Annotated in this window: 23 protein-coding genes and 1 pseudogene; 2 read left to right on the plus strand and 22 right to left on the minus strand. The window is 70.9% G+C overall.

Annotation, left to right across the window (positions count from 1 at the left end; translation table 11 throughout):
* Nucleotides 1-31: 31 nt before the first annotated feature.
* From FS770_RS10165 to dacB, 20 genes and pseudogenes are all read right to left on the minus strand, one after another.
* Nucleotides 32-535, minus strand: a pseudogene (locus FS770_RS10165) (amino-acid N-acetyltransferase); the annotation flags it as partial.
* A gap of 202 nt (nt 536-737) precedes the next feature.
* On the minus strand, nt 738-3,356 hold the full coding sequence (locus tag FS770_RS10170; protein ID WP_144943096.1) for an ATP-dependent Clp protease ATP-binding subunit: 2,619 nt from the start codon (nt 3,354-3,356) through the stop codon (nt 738-740).
* Between the two features lie 291 nt (nt 3,357-3,647).
* The gene (locus FS770_RS10175) at nt 3,648-3,989 is read right to left on the minus strand and encodes a histone-like nucleoid-structuring protein Lsr2 (RefSeq protein WP_144943095.1); all 342 of its coding nucleotides are present in this window, start codon (nt 3,987-3,989) and stop codon (nt 3,648-3,650) included.
* A 232-nt stretch (nt 3,990-4,221) separates the two neighbouring features.
* Nucleotides 4,222-4,497: a hypothetical protein gene (locus FS770_RS10180; protein ID WP_244944871.1), complete on the minus strand. Its 276-nt coding sequence runs from the start codon at nt 4,495-4,497 to the stop codon at nt 4,222-4,224.
* 61 nt (nt 4,498-4,558) lie between these two features.
* Nucleotides 4,559-6,091, minus strand: a complete 1,533-nt coding sequence (gene lysS, locus FS770_RS10185) for a lysine--tRNA ligase (protein WP_144943093.1) — start codon at nt 6,089-6,091, stop codon at nt 4,559-4,561.
* A gap of 18 nt (nt 6,092-6,109) precedes the next feature.
* Nucleotides 6,110-6,958, minus strand: coding sequence for a pantoate--beta-alanine ligase (gene panC, locus FS770_RS10190; protein ID WP_144943092.1), 849 nt, complete (start codon nt 6,956-6,958; stop codon nt 6,110-6,112).
* Complete coding sequence (locus FS770_RS10195) at nt 6,955-7,884, minus strand: Rossmann-like and DUF2520 domain-containing protein (protein ID WP_144943091.1); 930 nt, start codon at nt 7,882-7,884, stop codon at nt 6,955-6,957. The genes panC and FS770_RS10195 overlap by 4 nt, the downstream gene beginning before the upstream one ends.
* Before the next feature lie 69 nt (nt 7,885-7,953).
* A complete protein-coding gene (locus tag FS770_RS10200) occupies nt 7,954-9,930 on the minus strand; it encodes a PH domain-containing protein (protein WP_144943090.1) in 1,977 nt (658 codons plus the stop codon).
* A complete protein-coding gene (locus FS770_RS10205; protein ID WP_144943089.1) occupies nt 9,930-10,454 on the minus strand; it encodes a PH domain-containing protein in 525 nt (174 codons plus the stop codon). The genes FS770_RS10200 and FS770_RS10205 overlap by 1 nt, the downstream gene beginning before the upstream one ends.
* Nucleotides 10,438-10,992 carry a DUF3180 domain-containing protein gene (locus tag FS770_RS10210; protein ID WP_144943088.1) on the minus strand — a complete coding sequence of 185 codons (555 nt, stop codon included), beginning with the start codon at nt 10,990-10,992 and terminating at the stop codon, nt 10,438-10,440. Before FS770_RS10210 ends, FS770_RS10205 begins: the two co-directional genes overlap by 17 nt.
* Nucleotides 10,980-11,513 (minus strand): 2-amino-4-hydroxy-6-hydroxymethyldihydropteridine diphosphokinase, encoded by a 534-nt coding sequence (folK, locus tag FS770_RS10215; RefSeq protein WP_144943087.1) that lies wholly within the window; start codon nt 11,511-11,513, stop codon nt 10,980-10,982. The genes FS770_RS10210 and folK overlap by 13 nt, the downstream gene beginning before the upstream one ends.
* Nucleotides 11,513-11,941: a dihydroneopterin aldolase gene (folB, locus tag FS770_RS10220; RefSeq protein ID WP_055082543.1), complete on the minus strand. Its 429-nt coding sequence runs from the start codon at nt 11,939-11,941 to the stop codon at nt 11,513-11,515. Before folB ends, folK begins: the two co-directional genes overlap by 1 nt.
* Before the next feature lie 7 nt (nt 11,942-11,948).
* The gene (folP, locus tag FS770_RS10225) at nt 11,949-12,905 is read right to left on the minus strand and encodes a dihydropteroate synthase (protein ID WP_414672748.1); all 957 of its coding nucleotides are present in this window, start codon (nt 12,903-12,905) and stop codon (nt 11,949-11,951) included.
* Entirely contained in the window at nt 12,902-13,558 is a 657-nt protein-coding gene (folE, locus tag FS770_RS10230) for a GTP cyclohydrolase I FolE (protein WP_144943086.1), read from the minus strand. The genes folP and folE overlap by 4 nt, the downstream gene beginning before the upstream one ends.
* Nucleotides 13,559-15,703 carry an ATP-dependent zinc metalloprotease FtsH gene (ftsH, locus tag FS770_RS10235; protein WP_144943085.1) on the minus strand — a complete coding sequence of 715 codons (2,145 nt, stop codon included), beginning with the start codon at nt 15,701-15,703 and terminating at the stop codon, nt 13,559-13,561.
* A gap of 360 nt (nt 15,704-16,063) precedes the next feature.
* Entirely contained in the window at nt 16,064-16,615 is a 552-nt protein-coding gene (hpt, locus tag FS770_RS10240; RefSeq protein WP_055082547.1) for a hypoxanthine phosphoribosyltransferase, read from the minus strand.
* Nucleotides 16,612-17,823: a tRNA lysidine(34) synthetase TilS gene (gene tilS / locus FS770_RS10245; protein ID WP_055082549.1), complete on the minus strand. Its 1,212-nt coding sequence runs from the start codon at nt 17,821-17,823 to the stop codon at nt 16,612-16,614. Before tilS ends, hpt begins: the two co-directional genes overlap by 4 nt.
* Before the next feature lie 3 nt (nt 17,824-17,826).
* Nucleotides 17,827-18,288, minus strand: coding sequence for a DNA-binding protein (locus FS770_RS10250; RefSeq protein WP_055082551.1), 462 nt, complete (start codon nt 18,286-18,288; stop codon nt 17,827-17,829).
* A 49-nt stretch (nt 18,289-18,337) separates the two neighbouring features.
* Complete coding sequence (locus FS770_RS10255) at nt 18,338-19,435, minus strand: zinc-dependent metalloprotease (protein WP_145011592.1); 1,098 nt, start codon at nt 19,433-19,435, stop codon at nt 18,338-18,340.
* Between the two features lie 270 nt (nt 19,436-19,705).
* Nucleotides 19,706-21,160, minus strand: coding sequence for a D-alanyl-D-alanine carboxypeptidase/D-alanyl-D-alanine endopeptidase (gene dacB, locus FS770_RS10260; RefSeq protein ID WP_145011595.1), 1,455 nt, complete (start codon nt 21,158-21,160; stop codon nt 19,706-19,708).
* A gap of 269 nt (nt 21,161-21,429) precedes the next feature.
* Between dacB and FS770_RS10265 the strand changes: the two genes are divergently transcribed.
* Together FS770_RS10265 and FS770_RS10270 are read left to right on the plus strand one after the other, a co-directional pair.
* A complete protein-coding gene (locus tag FS770_RS10265) occupies nt 21,430-21,945 on the plus strand; it encodes an inorganic diphosphatase (protein WP_055082557.1) in 516 nt (171 codons plus the stop codon).
* Nucleotides 21,946-22,123: 178 nt separating this feature from the next.
* Nucleotides 22,124-22,900: a hypothetical protein gene (locus tag FS770_RS10270; RefSeq protein WP_244944872.1), complete on the plus strand. Its 777-nt coding sequence runs from the start codon at nt 22,124-22,126 to the stop codon at nt 22,898-22,900.
* A gap of 6 nt (nt 22,901-22,906) precedes the next feature.
* On the opposite strand, the gene FS770_RS10275 is transcribed toward FS770_RS10270, so the two are convergent.
* Both FS770_RS10275 and FS770_RS10280 read right to left on the minus strand, forming a co-directional pair.
* Nucleotides 22,907-23,536 (minus strand): hypothetical protein, encoded by a 630-nt coding sequence (locus tag FS770_RS10275; RefSeq protein WP_055082561.1) that lies wholly within the window; start codon nt 23,534-23,536, stop codon nt 22,907-22,909.
* A gap of 216 nt (nt 23,537-23,752) precedes the next feature.
* Nucleotides 23,753-24,667: an HAD family hydrolase gene (locus tag FS770_RS10280; protein ID WP_174233428.1), complete on the minus strand. Its 915-nt coding sequence runs from the start codon at nt 24,665-24,667 to the stop codon at nt 23,753-23,755.
* Between the last annotated feature and the right edge of the window lie 18 nt (nt 24,668-24,685).

A 24,685-nucleotide genomic window follows, 5' to 3' on the forward strand; every position in this document is an offset into this window, starting at 1 on the left:
CGCCTTCCGATATGGCGGTGCCTTCCGGTGTGACGGAACGGATCATCCGGGTGTTGCCCAGCGTGTTCGGCTTCACCCGGGCGAGGTCCAGGTACTCGGCCACACCCTCGTCGTGGGAGCGCAGCAGCTCCGCGAACACCTCCGGCGGGATGGTCTCCTGGTTCGCCATGACCTCGAAGCCGTGCGCCGCGAAGAAGTCCACCTCGAACGTGAGGCAGAAGACCCGGCTCACCCCCAGCCGGGAGGCCCGCGCCAGCAGCTCCCGGATCATGCCCCCGCCCACGCCGTGCCCGCGCGCCGCCGGGGACGTGGCGAGCGTGCGCACCTCCGCGAGGTCCTCCCACATCACGTGCAGCGCACCGCACCCCACCAGGGTCCCCTCGCCGTCCTCCGCGACCACGAACTCCTGGATGCTCTCGTAGTAGGTGACCGTGTCCTTGGTGATCAGGATGCGCTCGGCCGCCATGGGCGCCACGAGCTCCTTGATCCCGTGGACGTCGGTGGTCCGGGCGGGGCGGATGCGGATCTCTGTCATGGCCCCGACTGTACGCGGTGGCCCGCCGCCAACGACCGGCTCGGAGCCGACCAGGCAACGCGGAGAGGTGCCTGCCCGGCAACGCGGAGCGGGGACCGGACACGACAACGCGAGCGGGCGGCGTCGTGAACCGCTGTGGTCCACGACGCCGCCCGCTCGCGTCAGGGGGTCCGTGCCGGTCTCCCGGCACGGCCCGTCAGGCTCAGGCCTGGGCCTGCGCCGCTCCCCCGCCGGTGTCGCCACCGGTGTGGGGCGAGCGCGGGACGTCCTTGCCGGACTGGCTGTCGTCCCCGTCCGTGAGGCTCGGCGTGTCCTCGATCTCCTGCAGCTCCTCGGCCGAGAGCTCGGACATGGGCGTGGAGGAGAAGGTGAAGGCGGCGTCGTCGCCCTCTCCCTCGACACCCACGGTGATCTTCTCGCCGGAGGCGATCTCACCGAACAGGATCCGCTCCGAGAGCTGGTCCTCGATCTCGCGCTGCATGGTCCGGCGCAGCGGACGCGCACCCATGGAGGGGTCGTAGCCGCGCTTGGCCACGAGCTTCTTGGCCTCGTCCGTGAGCGTGATCGACATGTCCTGCTCGCGCAGCCGCTGCTGCAGCCGCGCCACGAACAGGTCCACGATCTGCACGATCTCGGACTCGCTCAGCTGCGGGAACACGATGATCTCGTCCACCCGGTTGAGGAACTCGGGGCGGAAGTGCTCCTTGAGCTCCTCCTGCACCTTGGCCTGCATGCGGTCGTAGGACGTCGCCGCGTCCCCGCTGGCCTGGAAGCCCACGGGAACCGTGCGGGAGATGTCCCGGGTGCCCAGGTTGGTGGTCATGATGATCACCGTGTTCTTGAAGTCCACCACGCGGCCCTGCGAGTCGGTCAGACGACCGTCCTCGAGGATCTGCAGCAGCGAGTTGAACAGGTCCTGGTGCGCCTTCTCGACCTCGTCGAAGAGCACCACGGAGAACGGCTTGCGGCGGACCTTCTCGGTCAGCTGGCCGCCCTCCTCGTAGCCCACGTAGCCCGGAGGGGCACCGAAGAGCCGCGAGACCGTGTGCTTCTCCTGGTACTCGGACATGTCCAGCGTGATCAGGGCGTCCTCGTCGCCGAACAGGAACTCCGCGAGCGCCTTGGCCAGCTCGGTCTTGCCCACGCCGGTGGGTCCGGCGAAGATGAACGAGCCACCGGGGCGACGGGGATCCTTCAGACCCGCGCGGGTGCGGCGGATCGAGCGGGACAGTGCCTTGATGGCCTCGTCCTGCCCGATGACGCGCTTGTGCAGCTCGTCCTCCATGTGCAGGAGCCGTCCGGACTCCTCCTCGGAGAGCTTGTACACCGGCACTCCCGTGGAGGCTGAGAGCACGTCCGAGATGACCTCCGGGGTCACCTCCGAGATCTGCTCGTCCCCCTCTCGCCAGGCCTTGTCCTTCTGGTCCCGCTCCGCGATGAGCTTCTGCTCGGTGTCACGCAGGGCCGCGGCCTTCTCGTAGTCCTGGCCGTCGATCGCGGCTTCCTTGCCCTGCTTGGTCTCCGCGATCTTCTCATCCAGGGCCTTGATCTCCGGCGGTGCCGTCATGCGCTTGATGCGCAGGCGGGCACCGGCCTCGTCGATCAGGTCGATGGCCTTGTCCGGCAGGAAACGGTCCGAGATGTAGCGCGCGGACATGTGCACGGCGGCGTCCAGGGCGTCGTCCGAGATGGACACGCGGTGGTGCGCCTCATACTTGTCCCGCAGGCCCTTGAGGATCTCCACAGCGTGGGCCTCGGAGGGCTCGTCCACCTGGATGGGCTGGAAGCGGCGCTCCAGGGCGGCGTCCTTCTCGATGTGCTTGCGGTACTCGTCCAGCGTGGTGGCGCCGATGGTCTGCAGCTCGCCCCGCGCCAGCATGGGCTTGAGGATGGAGGCGGCATCGATCGCGCCCTCAGCGGCACCGGCACCCACCAGGGTGTGGATCTCGTCGATGAACAGGATGATGTCACCGCGCGTGCGGATCTCCTTGAGGACCTTCTTGAGCCGTTCCTCGAAGTCGCCGCGGTAGCGCGAACCCGCCACCAGGGAACCGAGGTCCAGCGTGTAGAGCTGCTTGTCCTTCAGCGTCTCGGGCACGTCCCCGCGCACGATTGCCTGGGCCAGGCCCTCCACCACGGCGGTCTTGCCGACGCCGGGCTCGCCGATCAGCACAGGGTTGTTCTTGGTGCGCCGCGAGAGCACCTGCATGACGCGCTCCATCTCGCGGTAGCGTCCAATCACAGGGTCCAGCTGAGACTCGCGGGCGGCCGCGGTGAGGTTGCGGCCGAACTGGTCCAGCACGGCGGAGCCTGCGGGGGTTCCCTCCGCACGACCACCGGAGCCGACGCCGGCGGCCTCCTTCTCGCCGCCACCGCTGCCGGACTGGTAGCCCGAGATGAGCTCCAGCACGGTGGCACGCACCTTGGCGGGATCCGCCCCGAGCTTGACGAGCACCTGGGAGGCCACGCCCTCGCCGGCACGAATGATGCCGAGCAGGATGTGCTCGGTGCCGATGTAGTTGTGCCCCAGCTGCAGGGCCTCGCGCAGCGAGTGCTCCAGCACCTTCTTGGCGCGGGGCGTGAACGGGATGTGGCCCGACGGCGCCTGCTGGCCCGGACCGATGATGTCCTGGACCTGCTCGCGCGCGGCGCTCAACGTGATGCCCATGGACTCGAGGGCCTTGGCGGCAACACCCTCGCCTTCATGGATCAGGCCGAGCAGCAGGTGCTCGGTCCCGATGTAGTTGTGGTTGAGCATCCTGGCCTCTTCCTGGGCCAGCACGACGACCCTGCGGGCACGGTCGGTGAAGCGTTCGAACATGGATACTCCTTCATTGATCTCTGCCCACGATGCTAGGCACCTGAGTCGCCGCTCCGGGCACTGTTCGCCACTGGCGCACGGTATCCAGCCCTCAGCAAAATTCCTCCCCCGGTGCCGCGCGCGCATGCGCGCCCCGCCGCTTTCCCCACCGACGACGACGGCCGGAACACGTCAGTGCTGGCGTGTTCCGGCCGTTGCCGGGTGGTGCCGCGGGTCAGCACGTGACTCTCCCACGGCACCGCACGGTCCGCAGCTGCCCGGGAGGGGTCCCGGGTGGCAGACCGTGGCGGATCAGTTGCCGTTCTCGGCGTAGTACTGGTCCTGGATGTCCTGGTGGATCCGGCCGCGGTCCGAGACCTGCAGGCCCTTCTCCTTGGCCCACGCGCGGATCTTGGGGGTCTCCGGGTTGCCGGAGCGGTTGGGACGAGTGGTGGCGGTGGTGGTGCGCCCGCTCTTGGCGGTGGCGCGGCGCCCTGCGGTCACGTACGGCCGCATGGCGTCGCGCAGCTTGGTCGCATTCGCGGAGCTGAGGTCGATCTCGTACTGGCCCCCGTCCAGACCGAAGCGCACCGTCTCGTTGGCCTCGCCGCCGTCGATGTCGTCCTCAAGAATGATCTTCACGGTCTGAGCCATGTCATCTCCTCCAAGTGCCCGCGGGCAGAATAGTTCTTTTGCTTTGCTGTGGTGAACGAAAGGTGTGGGGTGAACCGCAGAATACGCCGCCCGTCCCCGAATCCGCCCACGCGCCCAGCATGCGCTGCAGTACATTCATGACATTGCGGGCGGAGTGTAAATCGAACGCGCGCCGATTTCCCCGAATCACATGCCCCATCATTGCACGCAATTCGTCAATTGTCATGACAGCCTATTCCGCGCGCCCGGGGTCTTCCGGTGATTCACGAATAGGAATGCTGTTGCGCAGGGCCAGTCCGCGCTGCGGCCGCTGCGTTTCCTGCTCGTGTCCAAAGGGCGCTGCGTCCCCCTCACGCTCCCGCACCTCGCGGTACCAGCGCTCGGCGTCCTGCTGCGCCCGTGTCTGCGCACTGCGCTCGGCCCGATCCCCGCGGAACAGCCAGCGCATCACCAGGTAGAACACCACACCCACGCCCAGCGAGGGGAGAAATACGGCCAGGTAATCCATGCGGGTGATCATCCTCCGGGGGTCTGTGCGATTGCTGTGCGCGAGTGTACTGCGGGTCGAATCACTCGGGCTTCATGAGTGGGAAGAGAATGGTCTCCCGGATTCCGAGGTTCGTGAAAAGCATGATGAGACGGTCCAGACCGAGTCCGAGTCCGCCCATGGGCGGCGCTCCGTGTTCCAGGGCGCGCAGGAAGTCCTCGTCCAGCTGCATGGCCTCGTCGTCCCCGGCCGCGGCCAGGCGGGACTGCGCCACGAGGCGTTCGCGCTGCACCACGGGGTCCACCAGCTCGGAGAACGCAGTGCCGCGCTCCATGCCGCCGATGATCAGGTCCCAGGCCTCGATCAGGCCGGGCTCCGAGCGGTGCTGGCGCGCCAGCGGCTGAGCGGCCGGCGGGTAGTCGCACACGAACGTGGGCTGCAGCAGGGTGGGCTCCACGATCTCTCCGAAGAGCTCGATCACGAGCTTCTGCGCGTCCCAGGCGGGGTTGACCGGGATCTCGCGCTCGGCCGCGGCCGTGCGCAGCACCTCCGCGGGGGTGTCCGGGGTGATCTCGCGCCCCACGGCCTCGGACAGCGCCGGGTACACGGAGAGCCACTTCCACTCGCCGAACAGCTCGATCCGGCCCTGGGGGGTGTCCACGCCCTCGACGCCCAGCACGCGGGCGCACTCCTGGATGATCGTCCTGATGCGATCGGCCATCGTGAACTGGTCCCCGTAGGCCTCGTAGGCCTCCAGAGTGGTGAACTCGGGACTGTGGGAGGAGTCCACGCCCTCATTGCGAAACACGCGCCCGATCTCGAACACGCGCTCGATCCCGCCCACCACGGCGCGCTTGAGGTAGAGCTCGGTGGCGATGCGCAGGGTCATGTCCTGGTCGAACGCGTTGAGGTGCGTCTCGAACGGGCGCGCGGCGGCACCGCCGTGAACCAGCTGGAGCATGGGGGTCTCGATCTCCACGTAGCCCTGCTCCTCCATCACGCGACGCACGGTGCGGATGATCGCGGAGCGGGTGAGCACAACGTCGCGCGCCTCCTGGCGCACGATCAGGTCCAGGTAGCGCTGGCGCACCCTGGTCTCCTCGTTGAGCTCCTTGTGCATGGTGGGCAAAGGGCGCAGGGCCTTGGACGCCATCGTCCAGGAGTCAGCCATCACGGAGAGCTCGCCGCGGCGGGAGCTGATCACGCGGCCCGTGACGGCCACGAAGTCGCCCAGGTCCACGAGGGCCTTCCACTGCGCGAGGGGCTCGTCCCCCACGTTCGCCTTGGAGAGCATGACCTGCAGGCGGGTGCCGTCCCCCTCCTGGAGGGTTCCGAAGCACAGCTTGCCCGTGTTGCGCACGTGCACCACGCGCCCGGCCACGGTGACCACGTGCTCGGTCTCCTGGCCGGACTCCAGGTGGCCGAACTGCTCGCGCACCTCGGCCAGGGTGGCGGTACGGTTCACACCCACCGGGTACGGTGCCATCCCGGCGTCCGAAGCCGCCTGGCGCTTCTCGGCGCGCACCAGCATCTGGTCGTTGAGCTCGTGTGCGCTCAGCTCGGGGTCGAAGCTGGGGGACGCTGCGGGAACGGTGGTTTCAGGCTGTTCGGTCACAGTCGACCAGGATACCGTTCACGCGGGTATCCGCATGTTGTCGATCAGTCGGGTGGGGCCCACCCACGCCGCCACCAGTGCGAGCGCGCCGGGGCGGGGTTCCGTGACCGCAAGCGTGTCGGGATCCACGGTCACGAGGTAGTCGAGGGAGACCTCCGGTTCTGCGGCCACGCGGCGTCGGGCCTCGTCCAGAGTGAGCTCCCCGGCGGCCAGGGCCCGCAGGGTGCCGTTGAGCACGAGCGCGTGCCCGGCCTGCTCCGGTGAGAGGTACTGGTTGCGGGATGACAGCGCAAGGCCCTGCTCGGAGCGGACGATGGGCACCGGGCGGATCTCCACGCGGAGGTTGAAGTCACGCACCATGCGCTGCATGAGCAGCAGCTGCTGGGCGTCCTTCTCACCGAAGTAGGCCCGGAACGGGATCCGCGGGCCGGGGTCCACGATGGTGAGCAGCTTGTTCACCACGGTCAGCGCGCCGTCGAAGTGACCGGGGCGCGTGGCCCCCTCCAGCACGGCACCGGCCGCACCCGACGTCACGGACACCACCGGTGTGCCACCCGGGTACATCTCCTCCACCGAGGGGGCGAACACGAGGTCCACGCCCTCCTGCGCGAGCACCCGGACGTCCTGCACCAGCTGCCGCGGGTAGCTCTCGAAGTCCTCCCCCGGGCCGAACTGCAGGGGGTTCACGAAGACCGAGACGACGGCGACGTCGTTCTCCGCCCGCGTGCGGCGCGCAATCTGCAGGTGCCCCGGGTGCAGCGCGCCCATGGTGGGCAGCAGCCCCACGCTCGCCGCGCCGGCCGCGGTGCGCGCGGCCACCTCATCGCGCAGCTGCGCCACGGTGGTGCACACCGCCGGTTCCGTCACGGCCGTTCCCCTTCCTCGAGCGCGGTCAGCACCGCGCGGTACGTCGTCTCGTCCAGTCTGCCGGACACGCGGGCCCGTTCGGCCGTCTGCCGTCCCAGGGCCAGATAACCGGTCAGCAGCTGGGGCCCAGTGTCGGGGCCCGTGGCCGCAGCGCCGCCCGCCAGCTCCCGCAGGGCGGCCACGTGCGCCTCGACGGTGGCCACGTCCCCGCGCGCCACCGGGCCCGTGAGCGCGTTCTCCCCGGAGGCCAGTGCGTTGTCCACCGTGGCGCGTACGAGCGGGCCGAGGACGCGGTCCGGGCGCTCGACCCCGATCTCCCCGAGCAGCTGCATGGACTCACCGAGCAGCGTCATGACGTGGTTCGATCCGTGGGCGAGGGCCGCATGGTAGAGCGGGCGGTCCGCCTCGGCGACCACCACCGGATCGGCTCCCATCTCCACCACGAGCGCCTGGGCGATGGGGAGCACGGGTGCCGCGGCGGTGACCCCGAAGCTGCAGTCCACGAGCCGCTGCAGGTCCAGGCTCAGTCCCGTGAAGGTCATCGCGGGGTGGATGGCCAGGCCGATCCCGCCCGCGGCACGCACCGGTTCCAGCACGTCCGTGCCGTAGCGGCCCGCCGTGTGCACCACGAGCTGGCCGGGCTGCCACGCACCGGTCTGCGCGAGGCCGCTCACGAGCCCCGGCAGCTGGTCGTCCGGGACGGCGAGCAGAACGAGCTCGCTGCGCTCCACGATGGTGGGGACGTCCAGCACGGGCACGTCCGGCAGCAGGGCGGCGGCTCGTTCCCGGCTCTCGGACGAGGACGCGTGGACACCGACGACGGCGTGTCCCGCCGCTCGCAGGGCGGCACCGAGTACGGCCCCCACCTTCCCTGCACTGATGACGCCCACACCGAGACGGCCTGGGCGGTGACTGGGCTGGGGCACGGAGAACTCCTCGGGAGGGACGATGGCACCCACAGGCTAGCGCACGCCGGTGCGGGGAACATGGGGCGGTCAGGGGCGAAGCGGGACGGGTCCGCCGGCACGCGGGATGTCAACCGCGACGTCGCTGCCTCGGGTGTCCGAGGTGACGGCCCCGGCGTTCCCGCGGTGCGCGCCGACCCGCTCGCGCGCGGCTCGCGCGAGCTCGCTCTGGCGCCACTGCGCCTCGCGGGCGCGGTCCACGTCCAGGTGGTCCACGGACGTCGTCACGCTTCCGGCCGTCACGTGCACAGCAAAGCTCGCGAGCCGCAGGCGACGCTCCAGCGGCCCCTGCGAGAGCGCGACGGACTGCGTCTTGTGGTGCGGGACCACGCTCGCGTGCCGACTGAGCCGGCCACGGCGCAGCACCAGGGAGGAGTCGTCCATCGCGAAGCCGGTGCGCCGCCACGTGACCGGGTCGAACCACCGGGCACGCCGCGGACTGGTGGTGAACCGGCCGCCGTCCCCCACGCCGTCGAGGCCCTCGGTCACGAGCGGTTCCGGGTCGTCCGGCAGGGGCAGGAGCAGGGCCAGGATCACGCGCACCTGCTCGGCCGTGCCCACGGGGAGCACGAGCGAGCCCAGTCCCTCGGCCGCCTCCGCACCACCCTTGCCCGCGGTGGTCACGACCACCCGGTGACCGCCGAAGATGCGCCACAGGGCGGGCCGCGTCACCTCCAGCGCCTGCACCCGGCCGGTGGGGATGGTCGAGGAGCGCTCGTTGAACAGCCCCGCTCGGGACCGGACACCGCTGGGAACCTCGCTGAGCGTGAAACCCCAGCTCTTCTCGAGCCGCCCGTAGAGCCCGGAGACCACGCCCAGCAGCATCGGGACGGCGGTGGGCACCAGCACGAGCAGCGCGTCCGGGTAGACCACCCACGCCACGGCGGCAGCCACCAGCACCAGGGCCAGCAGCACCGCGGGCACCGAGCACACGAGGCTCAGCAGAACCCTTCCTGTGGGCACGGTGAAGACCTGCCGCAGCTCGTCCTTCTCCGTGAGCAGCCCGTACTTCCGGGCCACGCGCACGTCCACGCCGTCACGGTCGGGCATCGACGACGAGGCCGTCCCCGCTTCCTCCACTGCGGCACCCGGCGGAATGCTCGCCTCGCCGGGGGCACCGCGCACAGCTCCCGTCCCGGCCGCCGGTGCGGCGGCCGTGCCCGAACTGTCCCAGGGAGCCGTATGCGCCGCTGCGCCGCCGGTCGGGAGAGCCCCACCCTCGGACGCCGCCACCTTCCCGGAGGTTCCGCCTGCCTGGCCGACGACGCTGCCGTCTGCGGACGCGGCCGATTCGACGGTGCCCTGCGCGAGGATGGCCGAGTCCCCCGTGCGCTGCCCGCGGGAGACGGCGAGTGCGTCGTCGGCGGCCTCGTGGGAAGCCACGAGCAGCTGCTTCCGCAGCAGCCGGGCGTGGTCGCGGCCCAGGTAGGAGAGCTCGAGGACGCTGGACCCGCCGTCGGCCACGTCGAACTTCAGAGCCGCCAGACCCAGGATCCGGGGCAGGAACTTGCGCTCGATGTCGATGCCCTGGACGCGATCCAGCCGCGCCTGGCGCTGGGTGCGGAAGAACCACCCGCTCCGGAAGCGGACGTGCTCCCGCGTGATCTGGTAGCGCGTGAACCACCACGAGAGCAGCCCCAGACCGATCAGCAGGCCCAGCACACCGCACAAAAGGGCGATGAACAGTCCAGCTCCCACCACCTGGACGGGGCCGCCCACGTCCACGCTGATGGGCTCGCCCTTGATCAGGGCAGAGACGATGTCCTCCACGAACGTGTGGCCGATGCCCCAGACGAGCGCCACGAGCAGGAGCCAGCTGCGCACGAACGGCGTGAGGGGGTGCACGCGGTGCCACACGTCCGGGGCGTCCGGCTGGAGGGGCTCCAGGCCCCCGCTGCGGCCGGGCGACGTCGTGTCCGCGGTGTCTGCCCACGGCTGGTCGACGAAGGGCTGGCCCCCTGCAGGCTGGTCCCCGAAGGGCTGGCCACCGGGGGTTGCGCACGCCATCACAGGCCCACCATGTGGGCTTCACCGCGCTCCGTGAGCTGCTCCCGCAGCCGGTCCGCCTCCTCGCGGGGCAGTCCGGGCAGCACTGCGTCGGTGCCCGCGGAGGCCGTGTGCAGCGTGACCGAGGCCAGCCCGAAGGCGTTGAGGACCGGCCCCGTGCTGATCTCCACGTACTGCATGCGCCCGTACGGCACCACAGTCACGGTGCGGAAGAAGAGACCCTTGCGCAGCCACAGCTCGGTGGGTGCCTGCGCGTAGCCGATGGCGCGCACCCGGCGCGGGGTCAGGCACAGTTGCACCACGCCCCACGCGAGCACGACCGCCGGGGGCAACCACAGCCACCACTGCACCCCGCCGCTCCAGACGCCGAGCAGCGCCAGGAGGACCGGGACCGAGACGATGGCCGTCCAGATCACCGTGGTCACCATCCTGTTCAGCAGCCGCGCCGTGACGTAGCGCGGGGACACGCGGTGCCACGTCAGCTCCGCGGGGGAGAGCTCATGGGGGTCATTCGTGGCGGGCATACCCTCCCTCTCCTGTCGCGTACGGGTCTTGCCGTCCACCGTAGGGGGTTTCCTCCCCCGCGTCCGGGTCATCCGGTGGCAGGCGGCAGGATTTCTCCACGATCCACCCGAGCACCACGAGCAGCAGACCGGCCACCACCTGGGCCACGCACTGCCACAGCGGCTCCTGGGTGGAGCGCACCGCGAGCAGGCTCAGCTGGTCCCCGCCGATCCCCGTGTGCCAGCCCGCGCACAGCGCCCCGTAGTACGCGATGGCCTGCGCCGCTGCGGCAGTGCCGACGGCCCACACCGGGTCGTACGGCTTGCGACGGGCCTGGTCCCTGCGCCGCGCGCCCTCCCTCTCCGGGTCCCGGTAGGCCCGCAGCCGCAGCCCGAGGTAGCCGACGACGATCCCCGCCCCCAGCTCCGCCACGAGACTCACCCACGGCAGGATCAGCAGCGCCTGGTGGGCACCGCTGACCACGTGGTTGATGCTCCAGCCCACGGCGGCGGACACGGCCGCCACCACCACGAGGGTCCACGGGTTCAGGTAGCGCACGGGGCCTCTCCCTCCTGTTCGGGCAAGCACAGGACGACGTCGGTCACGGTCAGGTCCGCGCGGTCCGGTGCTGTGTCCGCGAGCTCGCGCACGGAACGCCCCTCCAGCACCGCGGCGGGGTCCATGAGCGCCCAGGGCTCGAGCACGAACGCGCGCTCGGCGGCACGCGGGTGCGGCAGGATCAGCCGCGGGTCATCGCTGCGCACGCCCTCGAAGCACACGACGTCCAGGTCCAGGGTGCGGGGACCCCAGCGCACCTCGCGGGTGCGCCCGTGCGCGTTCTCGATGCGCTGGCACGCGCTGAGCACCTCGTCCGGACCGAGCTGCGTGGCCAGCTCCACCACGGCGTTGAGGTAGTCCGGCGAGTTCGCGGGTCCGCCCACAGGGCGGGTCTCGACCACGGGCGAGCACGCCTGCACGCGCGTGCGGGGAACGGCGTCCAGGGCCGCCACTGCGTCGCGCAGCACGGCCGCTCGGTCGCCGAGGTTCGCCCCCAGGGCGACGACGCACCGGGACGCCATCAGCGACCGCCCTCCGGCGCCACGGGGGTGTCCTCCCCTGCGCGGGAGCGGAAGATGCTCACCGCCACGTCCGAGAAGGTGACGTCAATGGGCGCCTTGGGCTTGTGGACGGTCACGTCCAGGGCGCGCACGGCGGTGAAGCGCTGCAGCAGGCAGCGGGCGATCTCCTCCGCGAGCGCCTCGATGAGCTGGAAGCGCGTGCCGATGATGATCTCCCGCACCATCTCCGCGACCTCCCCGTAGTGCACGGTGAGCGTGAGCTCGTCCGTGGCACCGGACGGGCGCAGGTCCACGTAGAGCACGAGGTCCACGAAGAAGGGCTGCCCGCTGCGGCGCTCCTTCTCGAAGACGCCGTGGTAGCCCACGGCCCCCAGGCCGGTGAGCGTGATGCGGTCGCAGTGGTTCGCGACGGGGACGATCTTGTTCATGACGGGTTCAGCTTCCAGGATCCCGGGGGTGCAGGGCGGGTGGTTCGACGCCCAGCCACGCGTGCGCGGTGGTGACCGCGTCCACGGTGGCCGCGACGTCGTGGACTCGCACTGCCCAGGCTCCCCCGAACGCGGCCAGTGCGCTGATGGCTGCCGTGGCGCCGTCGCGTCCCGTGGCCGGGCGGGGTTCCCCGCCCTCGGCCAGCAGGGCGCCCAGGAACCGCTTGCGCGACGCCGCCACGAGGACCTTGTGGCCCATCTCCCGCAGCCGCGGCAGGGCCCGGAGCAACTCCCAGTCCTGCCCGCCGGCCTTGGCGAATCCGAGCCCCGGGTCCACGATCAGCCGTTCTGGGTGCACGCCCGCGGCGAGCAGGCGGTCTCGGACCCCGGCGAGCTCGCGGAGCACGTCCGCAACGGTGTCGTCGTAGTGGGTCAGGGTGGTCATGGTCTCGGGCGTCCCCCGCGAGTGCGTGAGAACGTAGGGTGCGCCGCTGCGACCGGCCAGCTCGACCATCTCGGGGCTGACGTTCGTCCCGGAGACGTCGTTGACCAAGTGGGCGCCGGCCGCCAGTGCAGCCTCGGCCGTCTCCGCGTGGAAGGTGTCCACGCTGACGACGACGCCACGGCGGCTTAGTTCGCGGATCACCGTGAGGATGCGGCGCTGCTCCTCCTGCGGTGCCACGCGCGTGCTGTGCGGGCGGGTGGACTCACCGCCCACGTCCACGATGTCCGCACCGGCCCGCGCGAGCCGCAGCCCGTGCTCTACCGCGGCGGACTCGGTGTCGTGGTGGCCGCCGTCGCTGAAGGAGTCCGGCGTGACGTTGAGGATACCCATGACCAGGGTCCGCCCGGTGGGCAGGGCCGCGAAGGAGCCCCAGCCGAGGGCATCCTGCGGTCCGGTGTCGCCGGAGACCGGCCGCGGGGCACCCGGGTGGAGCACAGCGGCGTCGTGCGCGCCGTTCACCGCCGGTGCTCCGCGGCGATCAGGTTCATGGCCTCCGCGCGGGTGGCGGGGTCGCGCAGCTGCCCACGCACGGCCGAGGTCACGGTGCGGGCGCCCGGCTTGCGGACTCCGCGCATGGACATGCACAGGTGCTCGCACTCGACCACGACGATCGCGCCCGCCGGGTTCAGGTGCGTCACCAGCGCCTCGACCACCTGTGTGGTGAGCCGTTCCTGCACCTGGGGCCGCTTCGCAAAGAGGTCCACGAGCCGTGCGAGCTTGGACAGGCCGGTGACCTTGCCCTCCGGACCCGGGATGTAGCCCACGTGGGCCACGCCGTGGAACGGCACCAGGTGGTGCTCGCACGTGGAGTAGAACGGGATGTCCTTCACGAGCACCATCTCGGAGTGCCCGATGTCGAACGAGGTGGCGAGCAGCTTCGCCGGGTCCTCGTGCAGGCCCGCGAAGATCTCCGCGTAGGCCCGCGCCACCCGCTCAGGGGTGTCCTCCAGTCCGCTGCGGTCCGGGTCCTCCCCCACGGCCAGCAGGATCTCCCGGACCGCCGCCGCGATGCGGGGCTGGTCCACGGCGGGGGACGCCGACGCGACCGCGGCCAACTCCTCGTAGGATCCCGAGACCGGCTCGGGGACACCGTGCTGATCAGCGGACGTCATTCAGCGGCTCTCCCGCCGGACACCGCCCGGTTCCTGGCCGGGCTCGCCGGCCGTGGAGCCACCGGTCGCGGAACCGCCCGGGCCGGACTGGTCCTCGCCGCCCGGCCGGGGGTCCTGGTGCTCGGGCACCTCGAGGGGGTGCTCCGGCTTGGCGCCCACCGCCTGGTCCTGCGGGGCCATGGTGCTGGGGTCCTGAAGGTTCTTGCGACGGGCCTCCTCGCGCTCGGCCGCGGTGACGACCGGCGGGGTGTACGAGACCTCACGCTCCTCACCGGACTGCCACACCGGGCGCACGTCCCGCAGGGTGACGTCCCGGAAGATCTCGCGGATCTGGGCCTCGTTGAGGGTCTCCTTCTCCAGCAGCTCCAGCGCCAGGCGGTCCAGCACGGCCCGGTTCTGCAGCAGGATCTGGTGGGCCTCGTCGTGGGCCTGCTCGAGCAGCAGACGCACCTCGTCGTCCACCACGGCCAACGTGCGGTCCGAGTACTCCTTGCCTCCGGAGCCCATTTCACGGCCCACGAACGGGTCCGAGTTGTCCCCGCCGATCTTCACGGAGCCGATCTTCGAGCTCATGCCGTACTGCGTGACCATCTTCCGGGCCGTGTCCGTGGCCTTCTGGATGTCGTTGGAGGCACCGGTGGAGGGGTCGTGGAAGACGATCTCCTCCGCGGCTCGCCCGCCCATGGCGTAGGCCATCTGGTCCAGCAGCTCGTTGCGGGTGGTCGAGTACTTGTCGTCCGTGGGCATCACCATGGTGTAGCCCAGGGCGCGGCCGCGCGGCAGGATCGTGATCTTGGTGACGGGGTCCGTGTTGCGCAGTGCAGCGGCGACGAGCGCGTGACCGCCCTCGTGGTACGCCGTGACCTTGCGCTCGAGCTCCTTCATGACGCGCGAACGCTTCTGCGGGCCGGCGATCACGCGGTCGATCGCCTCGTCCACCGCGCGGTCGTCGATCAGCTGGGCGTGGGAACGGGCGGTCAGCAGGGCCGCCTCGTTCATCACGTTGGCGAGCTCCGCGCCGGTGAAGCCCGGGGTCCGCTTGGCCACGGACGCGAGGTCCACGTTGTCCGCGAGCGGCTTGTTCTTCGAGTGCACGCGCAGGATCTGCTCGCGACCCTTCATGTCCGGGGCGTCCACGCCGATCTGACGGTCGAAGCGACCCGGGCGCAGCAGTGCGGGGTCCAGCACGTCCGGACGGTTGGTGGCCGCGATCAGGATCACGTTGGTGTTGGCGTCAAAGCCGTCCATCTCCACCAGGAGCTGGTTCAGGGTCTGCTCGCGCTCGTCGTTGCCGCCGCCCATGCCTGCGCCGCGCTGGCGGCCCACGGCGTCGATCTCGTCCACGAAGATGATGGCCGGGGAGTTCTCCTTGGCCTGCTGGAACAGGTCACGCACACGGGACGCGCCCACGCCCACGAACATCTCCACGAAGTCCGAGCCGGAGATCGAGTAGAACGGCACGCCCGCCTCGCCCGCCACGGCCTTGGCCAGCAGGGTCTTGCCGGTGCCCGGAGGCCCGTAGAGCAGCACGCCCTTGGGGACCTTGGCGCCCACGGCGGTGAAGCGGTCGTGCTCCACCAGGAACTGTTTGATCTCGTCGAGCTCCTGGACGGCCTCGTCCGCGCCCGCCACGTCCGCGAACGTGACCTCGGAGTTCTCCTTGTTGAACATCTTGGCCTTGGAGCGGCCGAACTTCATGGCCTGCCCGCCGGTCTGCATGCGGGAGAACACGAACCAGAAGATCCCCAGGATGATGAGGAACGGGAGCATGAAGCGCACCAGGGAGAGGAACCAGTTGTTCTCCACCGGCTGGTCCGTGAACCCGCTGAGGTGGGCGTCGTCCATGCTCTTGACGACCTCCTCCGCACGCGGCTGCACGTAGAAGAACTCGACGTCCTTGCCGAGGTTCTGGTCATTCTGGTTGAGGTCGTCCTTGAGGGAGAGTTCGACCTTCTGCTCACCGTCGTAGATCTTGGCCTCGTTGACCTTGCCGTCGTGCAGCAGCTGCAGACCCACGTTGGTGTCCACGCGGGAGGAGGTGGGGCTGAACATCATGGCGCCCACGGGCACCAGGACCACGATGGCGAGCAGGATCCAGAAGAGCGGTCCCTTGAAGAAACTTGTGGGTTTTTTTGCCGTGGCCAAGCCGTTGATCCTCCCGTGGACGTGACACGTTGCCGAGCGCGGCCCGTTCCCTGCGGGTGGCCCTCCGGGTGGAGTGCCAGGAATCCGATGGCCGTGACGCGTGTGCCACAATCTATCGTCTCGTGTGGCGCCAGTTCGTCTCGAGTGCGGTCCGTTCTTTTACAGCGCACACGATCGGCTCACGCTACCCCGCCCGTCCCGGCGTTGACTGGGAGCGGGCACGACGCCGCCGGGAGACGCGCGTGGCCCCGCAGCGCGGCGTCGTCGTCGGGGATGCCTGGTTCTCGGCGGTCGCGAGGTGCCGGCGCGGACCACGGTTCGGGGCACCACATTCTCCACCGCCGCTGCGCGCGGGCGGGCTCAGGAGTAGACGTGCGGCGCGAGCGTGGCGATGCAGTCCAGCGTGCGGTACTGCTCGGCGAAGTCCAGGCCGTAGCCCACCACGAACTCGTTGGGGATGTCCCAACCCACGTAGCGGACGTCGATGCTCGTCTTCATGGCCTCCGGCTTGCGCAGCAGCGTGCAGATCTCCACGGAGTTGGGCCCGCGGGACTCCAGGTTGGTGCGCAGCCACGAGAGTGTGAGGCCGGAGTCGATGATGTCCTCCACGATCAGCACGTCCTTGCCGTGCAGGTCCGTGTCGAGGTCCTTGAGGATGCGCACCACACCGGAGGACTTGGTGCCGGAACCGTACGAGGACACCGCCATCCAGTCCATGGGGTACTGGCCCTCGAGTTCGCGCATGAGGTCCGCCATGACCATCACCGCGCCCTTGAGCACACCCACGAGCAGCACCTGCCGGCCCTCGTAGTCACGGTCGATCTGCTGCGCGAGGTCGTGGACCTTCTCTGCGATCTGTTCCTTGGTGAACAGGATGCTGCTGAGGTCCTCGCTGACGTGTTCCGGCTTCACTGGGCACTCCCGGGGTTGTTCTGGGTGGGCGTCGTCTGCTGGGGCGTGCTCCCGGAACCGCCTCGCAGCTCCAGGCACCCCCGCGCGTGCTCGGCGTCCGCGCGGTGCCGCCACGCAGTCACCTTACCCGCCAGCTGGACGGGTCCAGCGGCGCCGTGGCCGAGCGCGAAGTCCTCGAGCGCGGCGAGCCGCTCGAACGTGGGCGTCTCCCCTCCGGCGAGCGCGCAGGCGCGCGCGAGCAGACGGCGTCGCAGGGCGGGTGGTGTCGCCTGCACCGTGGCGGCGTCCAGGACCACGGACGACGGCGCGGCGCCCCCCGGGCGCTCCGGTTCCCGCTGGGCGCGGGGCCCAGGAGACAGATGGGCCGGTCTGGGATCCTGTTCGGGAGCGGACTGCGGTGTGCGCTGCCGAGCCGTGCCGGGCTGAACCAGGGCGGCGGCGAGCGCGGCGAGAGCCTGCTCGTCCAAGTAGTCGGCGTCCGCGCCGAGCACCGAGGCGGTGCGGGCCAGCGCCTTGGCGACGCCTGGTCCGAGCTCGCGCTCGAGGTGCGGCAGGACGTCGTGGCGGATCCGCGAGCGGGTCAGCGTGGTGTCCCGGTTGGTGGGGTCGAGCCACGGGTCCAGGCCCTCCGCGGCGCAGACCGTCTCGGTCTCCGTGCGGGTGAGCCACAGGAACGGTCGCAGATACGTCACACCGTCCAGGACGTGGCGCTCGGACATTCCCGCCAGCGAGCGCGTGCCTGAGCCCCGCGTGAGGCCGAGCAGCACGGTCTCCGCCTGGTCGTCCCGCGTGTGGCCGAGCAGCACCGCCGCCGCTCCCGTGCGAGCCACAGCGCGCTGGAATGCGGCGTAGCGGGCGAGACGGGCGGCCATCTCCGGGCCGTGCCCGCGCTGCGAGACGGTGACCCGCTCCACGAGCACGGGATCCGCTCCCGCAACTCGCAGCACCTCAGCGGTGCGCCGCGCGACCGCCTGGGACCCGTCCTGGAGCTGGTGGTCGACCACGACGGCCCCCACCCGCAGGCCGCCGCGGCGCTGCAGGTGCAGTGCCGCGGCGGCCAGCGCGAGCGAGTCCGCGCCACCGCTGCACCCCACGAGCACGAGTGGTGGTGCAGATCCCGCGGTGTCCAGTCCGGACACACCGCGGGCAACGGCCCGCCGCGCCCGCGCGACCACGGGGTTCAGCCGCCCGAAGCGCCCCTGCTGCACCCCTCAGCCCCGTGCGTGCCCGGAGCGCTGCGCGGTCTCCTCCGCCATGGCCAGCACCTTGGACAGCACCGGCGTGCTCTCCCCGAGCATGACCAGCGCGCGTTCCAGTTCCCCCACCGGAACCACGGAGGCCAGCGCGCTCACGGCGTCCGTGTTCGTGGCGATCCCGGTGCGGATCTGGGACGTGGAGAGCACCGGCTGGGATGCCTCCACCCTGGTCAGAACGGCCTCCCGGTCCGAGGTGCTCACGCTGTCCTCGAGCATGACCAGGCGTTCGTAGACCGCCGGATTTCCGATTTTGATGCGTCTGCCGCTGATGAGTTGGGAGAGCATGGGCGCCGACAGACCCAGAACCTGGGCCAGCCGACGCTGCGTAATACCGTAGGCCCCCACCACGGCGCCAAAACGCTCTGACAACGGCTGTCCGTACAGCCGTACCTGTTGTTCAATGTTTTCAGAGCTCACGGGGTCATCTTGACATACCCGTCTGAACGATCACCTGGCAGGTGCGGACTCAGCGCAGGACCCGCTCCACCCACGCCCGGGGGTCGTGGATCTCCGCCTCGGTGGGCAATGTCTGCGGGGAGCTCCACACGGTGTTGAAGCGGTCCATGCCCTCGCGCTCCACAATGTGCTCCACGAACTTCTGGCCGTTGCTGTACTGACGCATCTTGGCGTCCATGCCCAGCACCGAACGGATGAAGCGGTCCACCACACCGTGGTCCGCGGAACGGTTGTCGAAGCGCCGACGGATGGTCTTCACGGTGGGCACGATCCTCGCGTCCACGGCGTCCATGACCGCGTTCGCATGACCTTCCAGCAAGGACATCACCGCGGTGACGTGGGAGACCGTGGCCCGCTCCTGCGCGGTGAGCAGGTGGGTCAGCGGGCCAAGACCCGCGTCCGGGCGCTCACCGCGCGAACGGCCCGTGACGGATGACGCCAGCGCACGCACCCGGTCCCACACGGAGGCGTCCAGGGAGCCGAGGCTCGTGATCTGCTCCAGCATGTGGTCCCGCAGCCACGGCGCGGCGGCAAACTGCACGCGGTGGGTCTGCTCGTGCAGGCACACCCACAGCCGGAAGTCCTCCGGTGCCACGTTGAGCTCCTTCTCCGTCCACAGCACGTTGGGCGCCACGAACATCAGGCGGCCACCGGGGTGGGAGCGGGCCGCGGTCTCGGAGACGAGCCCCGCGTAGGGGTCGTACTGGCCGAGCACCTTCGAGGACAGGAACCCCACGAACGCAGCCATCTCCGCGGCGGTGGCCGTGGGTGCCACACCGCGCCTGGCGGCGTCGAACTTCTGGGGGTCCTTGGCGCGCAGCCGGTCGAAGACGGGCTGCATCAGCACGGAGAACGTCTGGGTGTTCGCCTTCGCCCAGCCCGCGCGGTCCACCACCAGAACGGTGGAGTCCCGCAGGTTCTCGGCTGCGTCCAGGCGGGTGATCGTGTGCACGTGGTGCACAGACTCGTGCGCGAAGTAGCGCAGGGACTCCACGGCCTTGGACATCTCGCGCGGGGCCGGGGTGGGTCCCGGAGGAGTCATCTTGGCGGCTAGCTGCGCGGCTGCATCCCAGTCGACGAGCGAACGCTGCGTCAGTTCTTGGCTCATGCGCCCACTCAACCACACGGCCCCGACGCCGCGTTGGGGGTTTCCCGCCCCACCTCCTGGCAAGTCCCCGACGGCTTCCTGCACGGCCGCAGTGCGGTGCGCGGGAGTCGGCCGTGCTGTGCTCGAGCCGTTGCCGTGGTGTCGGGCGGCCAGCCACCGGGCGGTCAGGTGACTGCGCTGTCCGGTGCTTGGCTGGTGGGGTGCCCGCCTGGGGGGGGCGTGGCCGGGTGAGCGCGTGGGCTGCCAGGCGGGTGGGTGGTCGCCGTTGCGTCAGGCGGCACCAGTCAGGGCGGCCACGGCGGTGTCCACGGTGTTCCGGGCGCGGTCCGTCTTCCCCTTCACGCCGTTGAGCACCAGGGAGTAGACGAGCACGTTGCCGTCCTCGCACTGGACGTAGCCGGAGAGCGATGCCACGTCCAGCAGTGTGCCCGTCTTGGCGCGGGTGCGTCCTCGGGCGGCCGCTTCCGAGGAGTCGTCGAAGCGCTGGGCCAGTGTTCCCGCGCCGCCGCCCACGGGCAGTCCCCGCCCGTAGGGGGCGAAGCGCTGCTCCGTGACCAGCGCGCGGACGGTGCGCGCGAGGACCAGCGGCGTGAGCCGGTCTGCCGCGGCCATGCCGCTCGCGTCCTTGACCGCGAGGCCGTCGGTGGCAATGCCCTGCTCCTGCAGGGCCTCCGGCAGCATCTCCTGCACACCGGCCACGCTGCCCTCGCGCCCCGAGGCGACGGCAGCGACCCGGGCGAGGGTCTCCGCGAGGGAGTTGTCCGAGTGGGCGAGCATGTAGGCGCTCTGCTCGTGCACGGGTGCGGACTCCACGGCCGCGAGCTCCTCGGCGTCCTGCGGTGCCGCGGCGGTCCCCTTGACGGACACGCGGGCGCCTCCCAACTGCTCGGAGAGCCGGTCCGCGAACGCCTGCGCGGCGGCTGCCGCGGGGTCCGAGGGGCGGCTGCCCTGGGAACCGGGGTCCGCACCGTCCGCCGTGGGCACCCGGTGCGAGTACAGGGCGATGGGCGCCACCCGGGTGATCTCCCCGGACTCTATGTCCTCCGGGTCCCAGTCCGGGTTCAGGTCCGCCCCCGTGAACAGGCTCGTGTCCACGGCCACGGTCACACCGTTCGAAGCGGCTTCTGGAGCCCGCTCGCGCAGGGCGTCCGCGGTGCGCCGGGCGAGCGTCCCGAGACCGGCACGGCCGTTGACAGCCTCCGGGTCCCCGTCCCCGGGTGAGAGCAGCGTGTCCCCTCCCGCCACCAGGGTGAGCTTGCCAGGGTCCTCCCCCGTGACCACCGTGGTCCGCAGACGTTCGTGCGGGTCCAGGTGCTCAGCGAGGCTCAGCGCAGTCACCAGCTTCTGGTTCGAGGCGGGAACCACGGCCCGCTCCGGGGACTCCCCCGCCACGACATCGTCCGAGTCCACCGCGAGAACGGCGGCACCCGCCGTTCCCGGGGCACCGTCCAGCACCCCGTCCAGGGCGCGCTGCACGGCATCCGCGTCCACCGGGGGCGCCTCCTCCGAGTCCCCCGCCACCGACGGGTTCGCGGCCGCAGTGGCGCCCGAGCCGTCGACGGCGCCAGAACCGGTGCCGGTGCTCGCGCCGGAGCCGGGTGCGACCTCCGCCAGCGCCGCGGGCACCGCGACGACCGACGCAACCACCAGCGCGACGACGAGCAGCACGCACACGACGGGCCACACGAGGTGGCGCGCCGGGGTCTTGTGCGGGGTTGCGGGCATGAGCCGATTCTTCCGTGCCGCTCCGACGCGGACAACCTCACGACGCCGCGACACCACCACCCCGCAGAACCCACGTTGCCATGGCCCCTGACGCCGCAGTCCTCGTGCCGGGGCCCGCGCGGAGACCGCCACCGATGCGGGCCGGCCGCGGGGGAGGCCGGTATCGTGGGACGCATCAGCTCGGACGCGCGCCGTCGGAGCGCCGCCGTGTGCGACGCCCCGGGGCAATCCACCGCGGCGCGCACCACTACGAACCAAGGAGTTTCACCATGGAGTTGGACGTCACCATCGAGATCCCGCGCGGCTCGCGCGTCAAGTACGAGATCGACCACGAGACCGGCCGGATCCGCCTGGACCGCGTGCTCTTCACCTCCATGCAGTACCCCACTCACTACGGCTACTTCGAGGACACCCTGGGCGAGGACGGCGACCCCCTGGACGCCATGGTCATCATGGACGTCGACATCATGCCCGGTGTGATCCTGGAGGCCCGCCCCATCGCCGTCTTCAATATGACCGACGAGGCCGGCGGAGACGCCAAGGTGCTGTGCGTATCCACGGACAAGCGCTACGACGGGATCCAGGGCCTCGAGGACGTCAACGAGTTCCTGCAGAAGGAGATCCAGCACTTCTTCGAGCGCTACAAGGACCTCGAGCCCAACAAGTGGGTCAAGGGCGAGGGCTGGGAGGGCAAGGAGACCGCCGAGCGCCTGATCGTCGAGGCACAGGAGCGCTTCCAGCAGTCCCAGTACGACACCGCCGCGGAGGCGGAGCAGGACGACTGAGCTCCCGCACTCACCGCGTGATGCAGATCCCCGCCCTCGGAGCACCCCTCCGGCGGCGGGGATCGCCCGTTCAGAACCCGTCCCTTATGCCTGTCGCCGGGACGTGGTGGGATGATCGCAGCCCGTTGCGCGGGTGGTGAAACCGTCACCGCCCGCCGTATCCCCGGAGGTGGTGCCCGTGTTTGATGCGCAGTCGAGCGACGTGGAGCGCGTGTACGTCTTCCACGGCACGGACTCCACCCAGGTGCTGGGTCCCGAGCACCTCATGGGCCGGGTGCGAGGGCTGCTGACGGCCGCGGGGACGGCGGCTGCCCCGGGACCCCCGCTGCACCCGGACATCACCCTGCGCCCGTTCACCGCCGAGGCCGGTCAGGATCCCGGTGGGTCCGGCGGCAGCTGGGCACGCCAGCACAGCACGGTGTCGGACCTCTCCGTGGAGATCGGTGCGCAGCGCTTCTGGGACCGCGTTGAGGCAGGCAGCTGGGCCACGTGGCGCGAGCAGTGGCCGGACTCGCCGGACGGAGCACTCTTCCCGCCCAGTCCACCGGACTGGCTGCTCCGCGCACCCCGCTGGGAGCTGGACCCGCTCGCTCCCGCGCTGGGACCGGCGGCCTCCGGGGGATGGGTCCGCAGCCCCGCGCAGGGCTGGGGAGATCCCGCCGCGGGTGCCGGAACCGGGACCGGAGGGCTTCCCGCTCCCCGGGGGCACCACGGGGTGGGTCTGTTCCAGCTGACGGACCTGGAGTCCTTCTGGGTCTTCTCACCGGAGGCCGAGACCAGGCGCATCGTCACCCGGTGCGAGTCCCTCGCCCGGGACCACCCGGCGTTCACGTGGCTCACGGGCTACTTCGACGCCCGGGACGTCGCGGGCTCCCTGCGTCTGCCCGCAGAGTGCCTGCCCGTGCTGGAGACGGATCTCGCAGCCGCCGGGTACACGGTGGACACCTGGTGGTGACGAGGCTCAGCCCTGCAGGCCGCCGGACTCGCACAGCCGCAGCAGCGTGGCCGCCGCGGGGCGGGCCCGCCACTCCTCGTGCCACAGGGAGCGCACCACGGCCTTGGACACCGCCTGCGGGGTGATGCCCAGCTGCCGGGCCACGGTCTTCTGCTGGCCGCGGGCGCCGGGAACCAGGAGGTCCACCACACGCCACTCGGCGTCGCTGCGCACGCTCACAATGTGGCCCACGAGTCGCAGCACGGCCTCCGCCTGCTCTGCCGCCTCCGGGTCCGCCGCGCTGACCCGCACGGCCACGCGCTCCGTGCTGCGGGTGTGCTGGGCGGCGTCGTGCCCGAAACCCATGCCGGGACCTTCCGCCGTGACGGCCACCCGGCCGTCCTCCTGGTCGACGGGCGTGAGGAACACGTCCCCCACCCCGATCCCCACGGCGTAGGCGTCGTCGCGCAGGGCCACCATCGCGGCGGTCACTGCAACGTCTGCGTCCTCGGTGAGCCCGCGCACGACCCCCGCCGCCGACGGCTGGAAGGGTGCGCGCACGGACAGCCCGCTCAGCAGCCGGCACACCTCGCGGTCCGTGGCGGGATCAGGACGGGAGGCGTCCGCCACGCGCTGGGTCAGGGTCAGGACGAACACGGTCCCAGTATCGCAGTTCCATGCCATTTCACGGGCAGCACCGCCCGCGTGCCGGACGCGGCGCCCGGGCGCAGTGCCCGACCACGGTGCCTGACCTCGGAGCCCCGGGCCACGGCATTCCTGAGGACGGCGCCCTGGTCAACGGTGCTCCGGCCGCAGAGGTCCCCGGATACCAGGCCCGCGGAGCCCCCGGGGGATGCCGCAGAGCCGCGCGGCTCAGAGCAGCGAGCGCAGGACTGCCGCAGCGCCGTCGTCGTAGACGCTGTCCGTGACCTCGCGGCTCACGGCGGCGACCTCGTCCGGGGCCTGGCCCATGGCCACCCCGCGTGCGGCCCACTGCAGCATCTCGATGTCGTTGCGTCCGTCCCCCATGGCCACGGTGTGAGCGGGGTCCACGTCCAGGTGCTGGCGGATCTGCTCCAGCGCGCTCGCCTTGGACACGCCGTTCGCGGCCACGTCCAGCCACGAGGACCAGCCCACGGAGTAGGCCACGCCGTGCAGCCCGGCACGCTCGATGGCGTCCGCGAAGTCCCCGGGAGCGTCCGTGGCGCTGTAGACCACCAGGCGAACGGCGGGGATTTGGGCGAGTTCGTGCAGGTCCACGGGCACGGCCTCGATGCCGAAGGAGGCGTCCTGGAAGCGCTCCGTGGAGTAGAACTTCCCGTCCGCGCCCTCGAGCGCGAACTTGGCGGTGGGCAGCGTGCTCGCGAGCGCCTCCAGTGCGTGGGCGGGGTCGAAGCTCACGCGGTCGGTGACCTCGTAGTGCTCGGGCAGCTCGGGGTCCAGGCGCAGGGTCACGCCGCCGTTGGAGCACACGGCGAAGCCGGAGTCGATGTGCGCCTGGCGGATCACGGGCAGGGTGGCGCCCATGGAGCGGCCGGTGGAGATCACCACGTGGTGCCCGGCGGCCACCACGGCGCGCAGGGCGTCCTTCACGCCGCGGGACATCCGGCCGTCGTGGTCCACGAGGGTGCCGTCCACGTCCAGGGCCACGAGGTAGCGTGCGCCCTCCTCGCGGGTCCAGGAGCTGGTGCGAGGGGTCTGGACCTTCAGGGGCGCGAAGGCGTCGGCCGCGCTCTTCGCGCGCTCGTCGGTGTGCCGGTCGTCGATGCCGGTTCGGGTATCAGTCATGACAGTCATGGTGTCACA

It is taken from the genome of Kocuria salsicia, assembly GCF_007681555.1.
GTDB classification, from domain to species: Bacteria; Actinomycetota; Actinomycetes; order Actinomycetales; family Micrococcaceae; genus Kocuria; species Kocuria salsicia.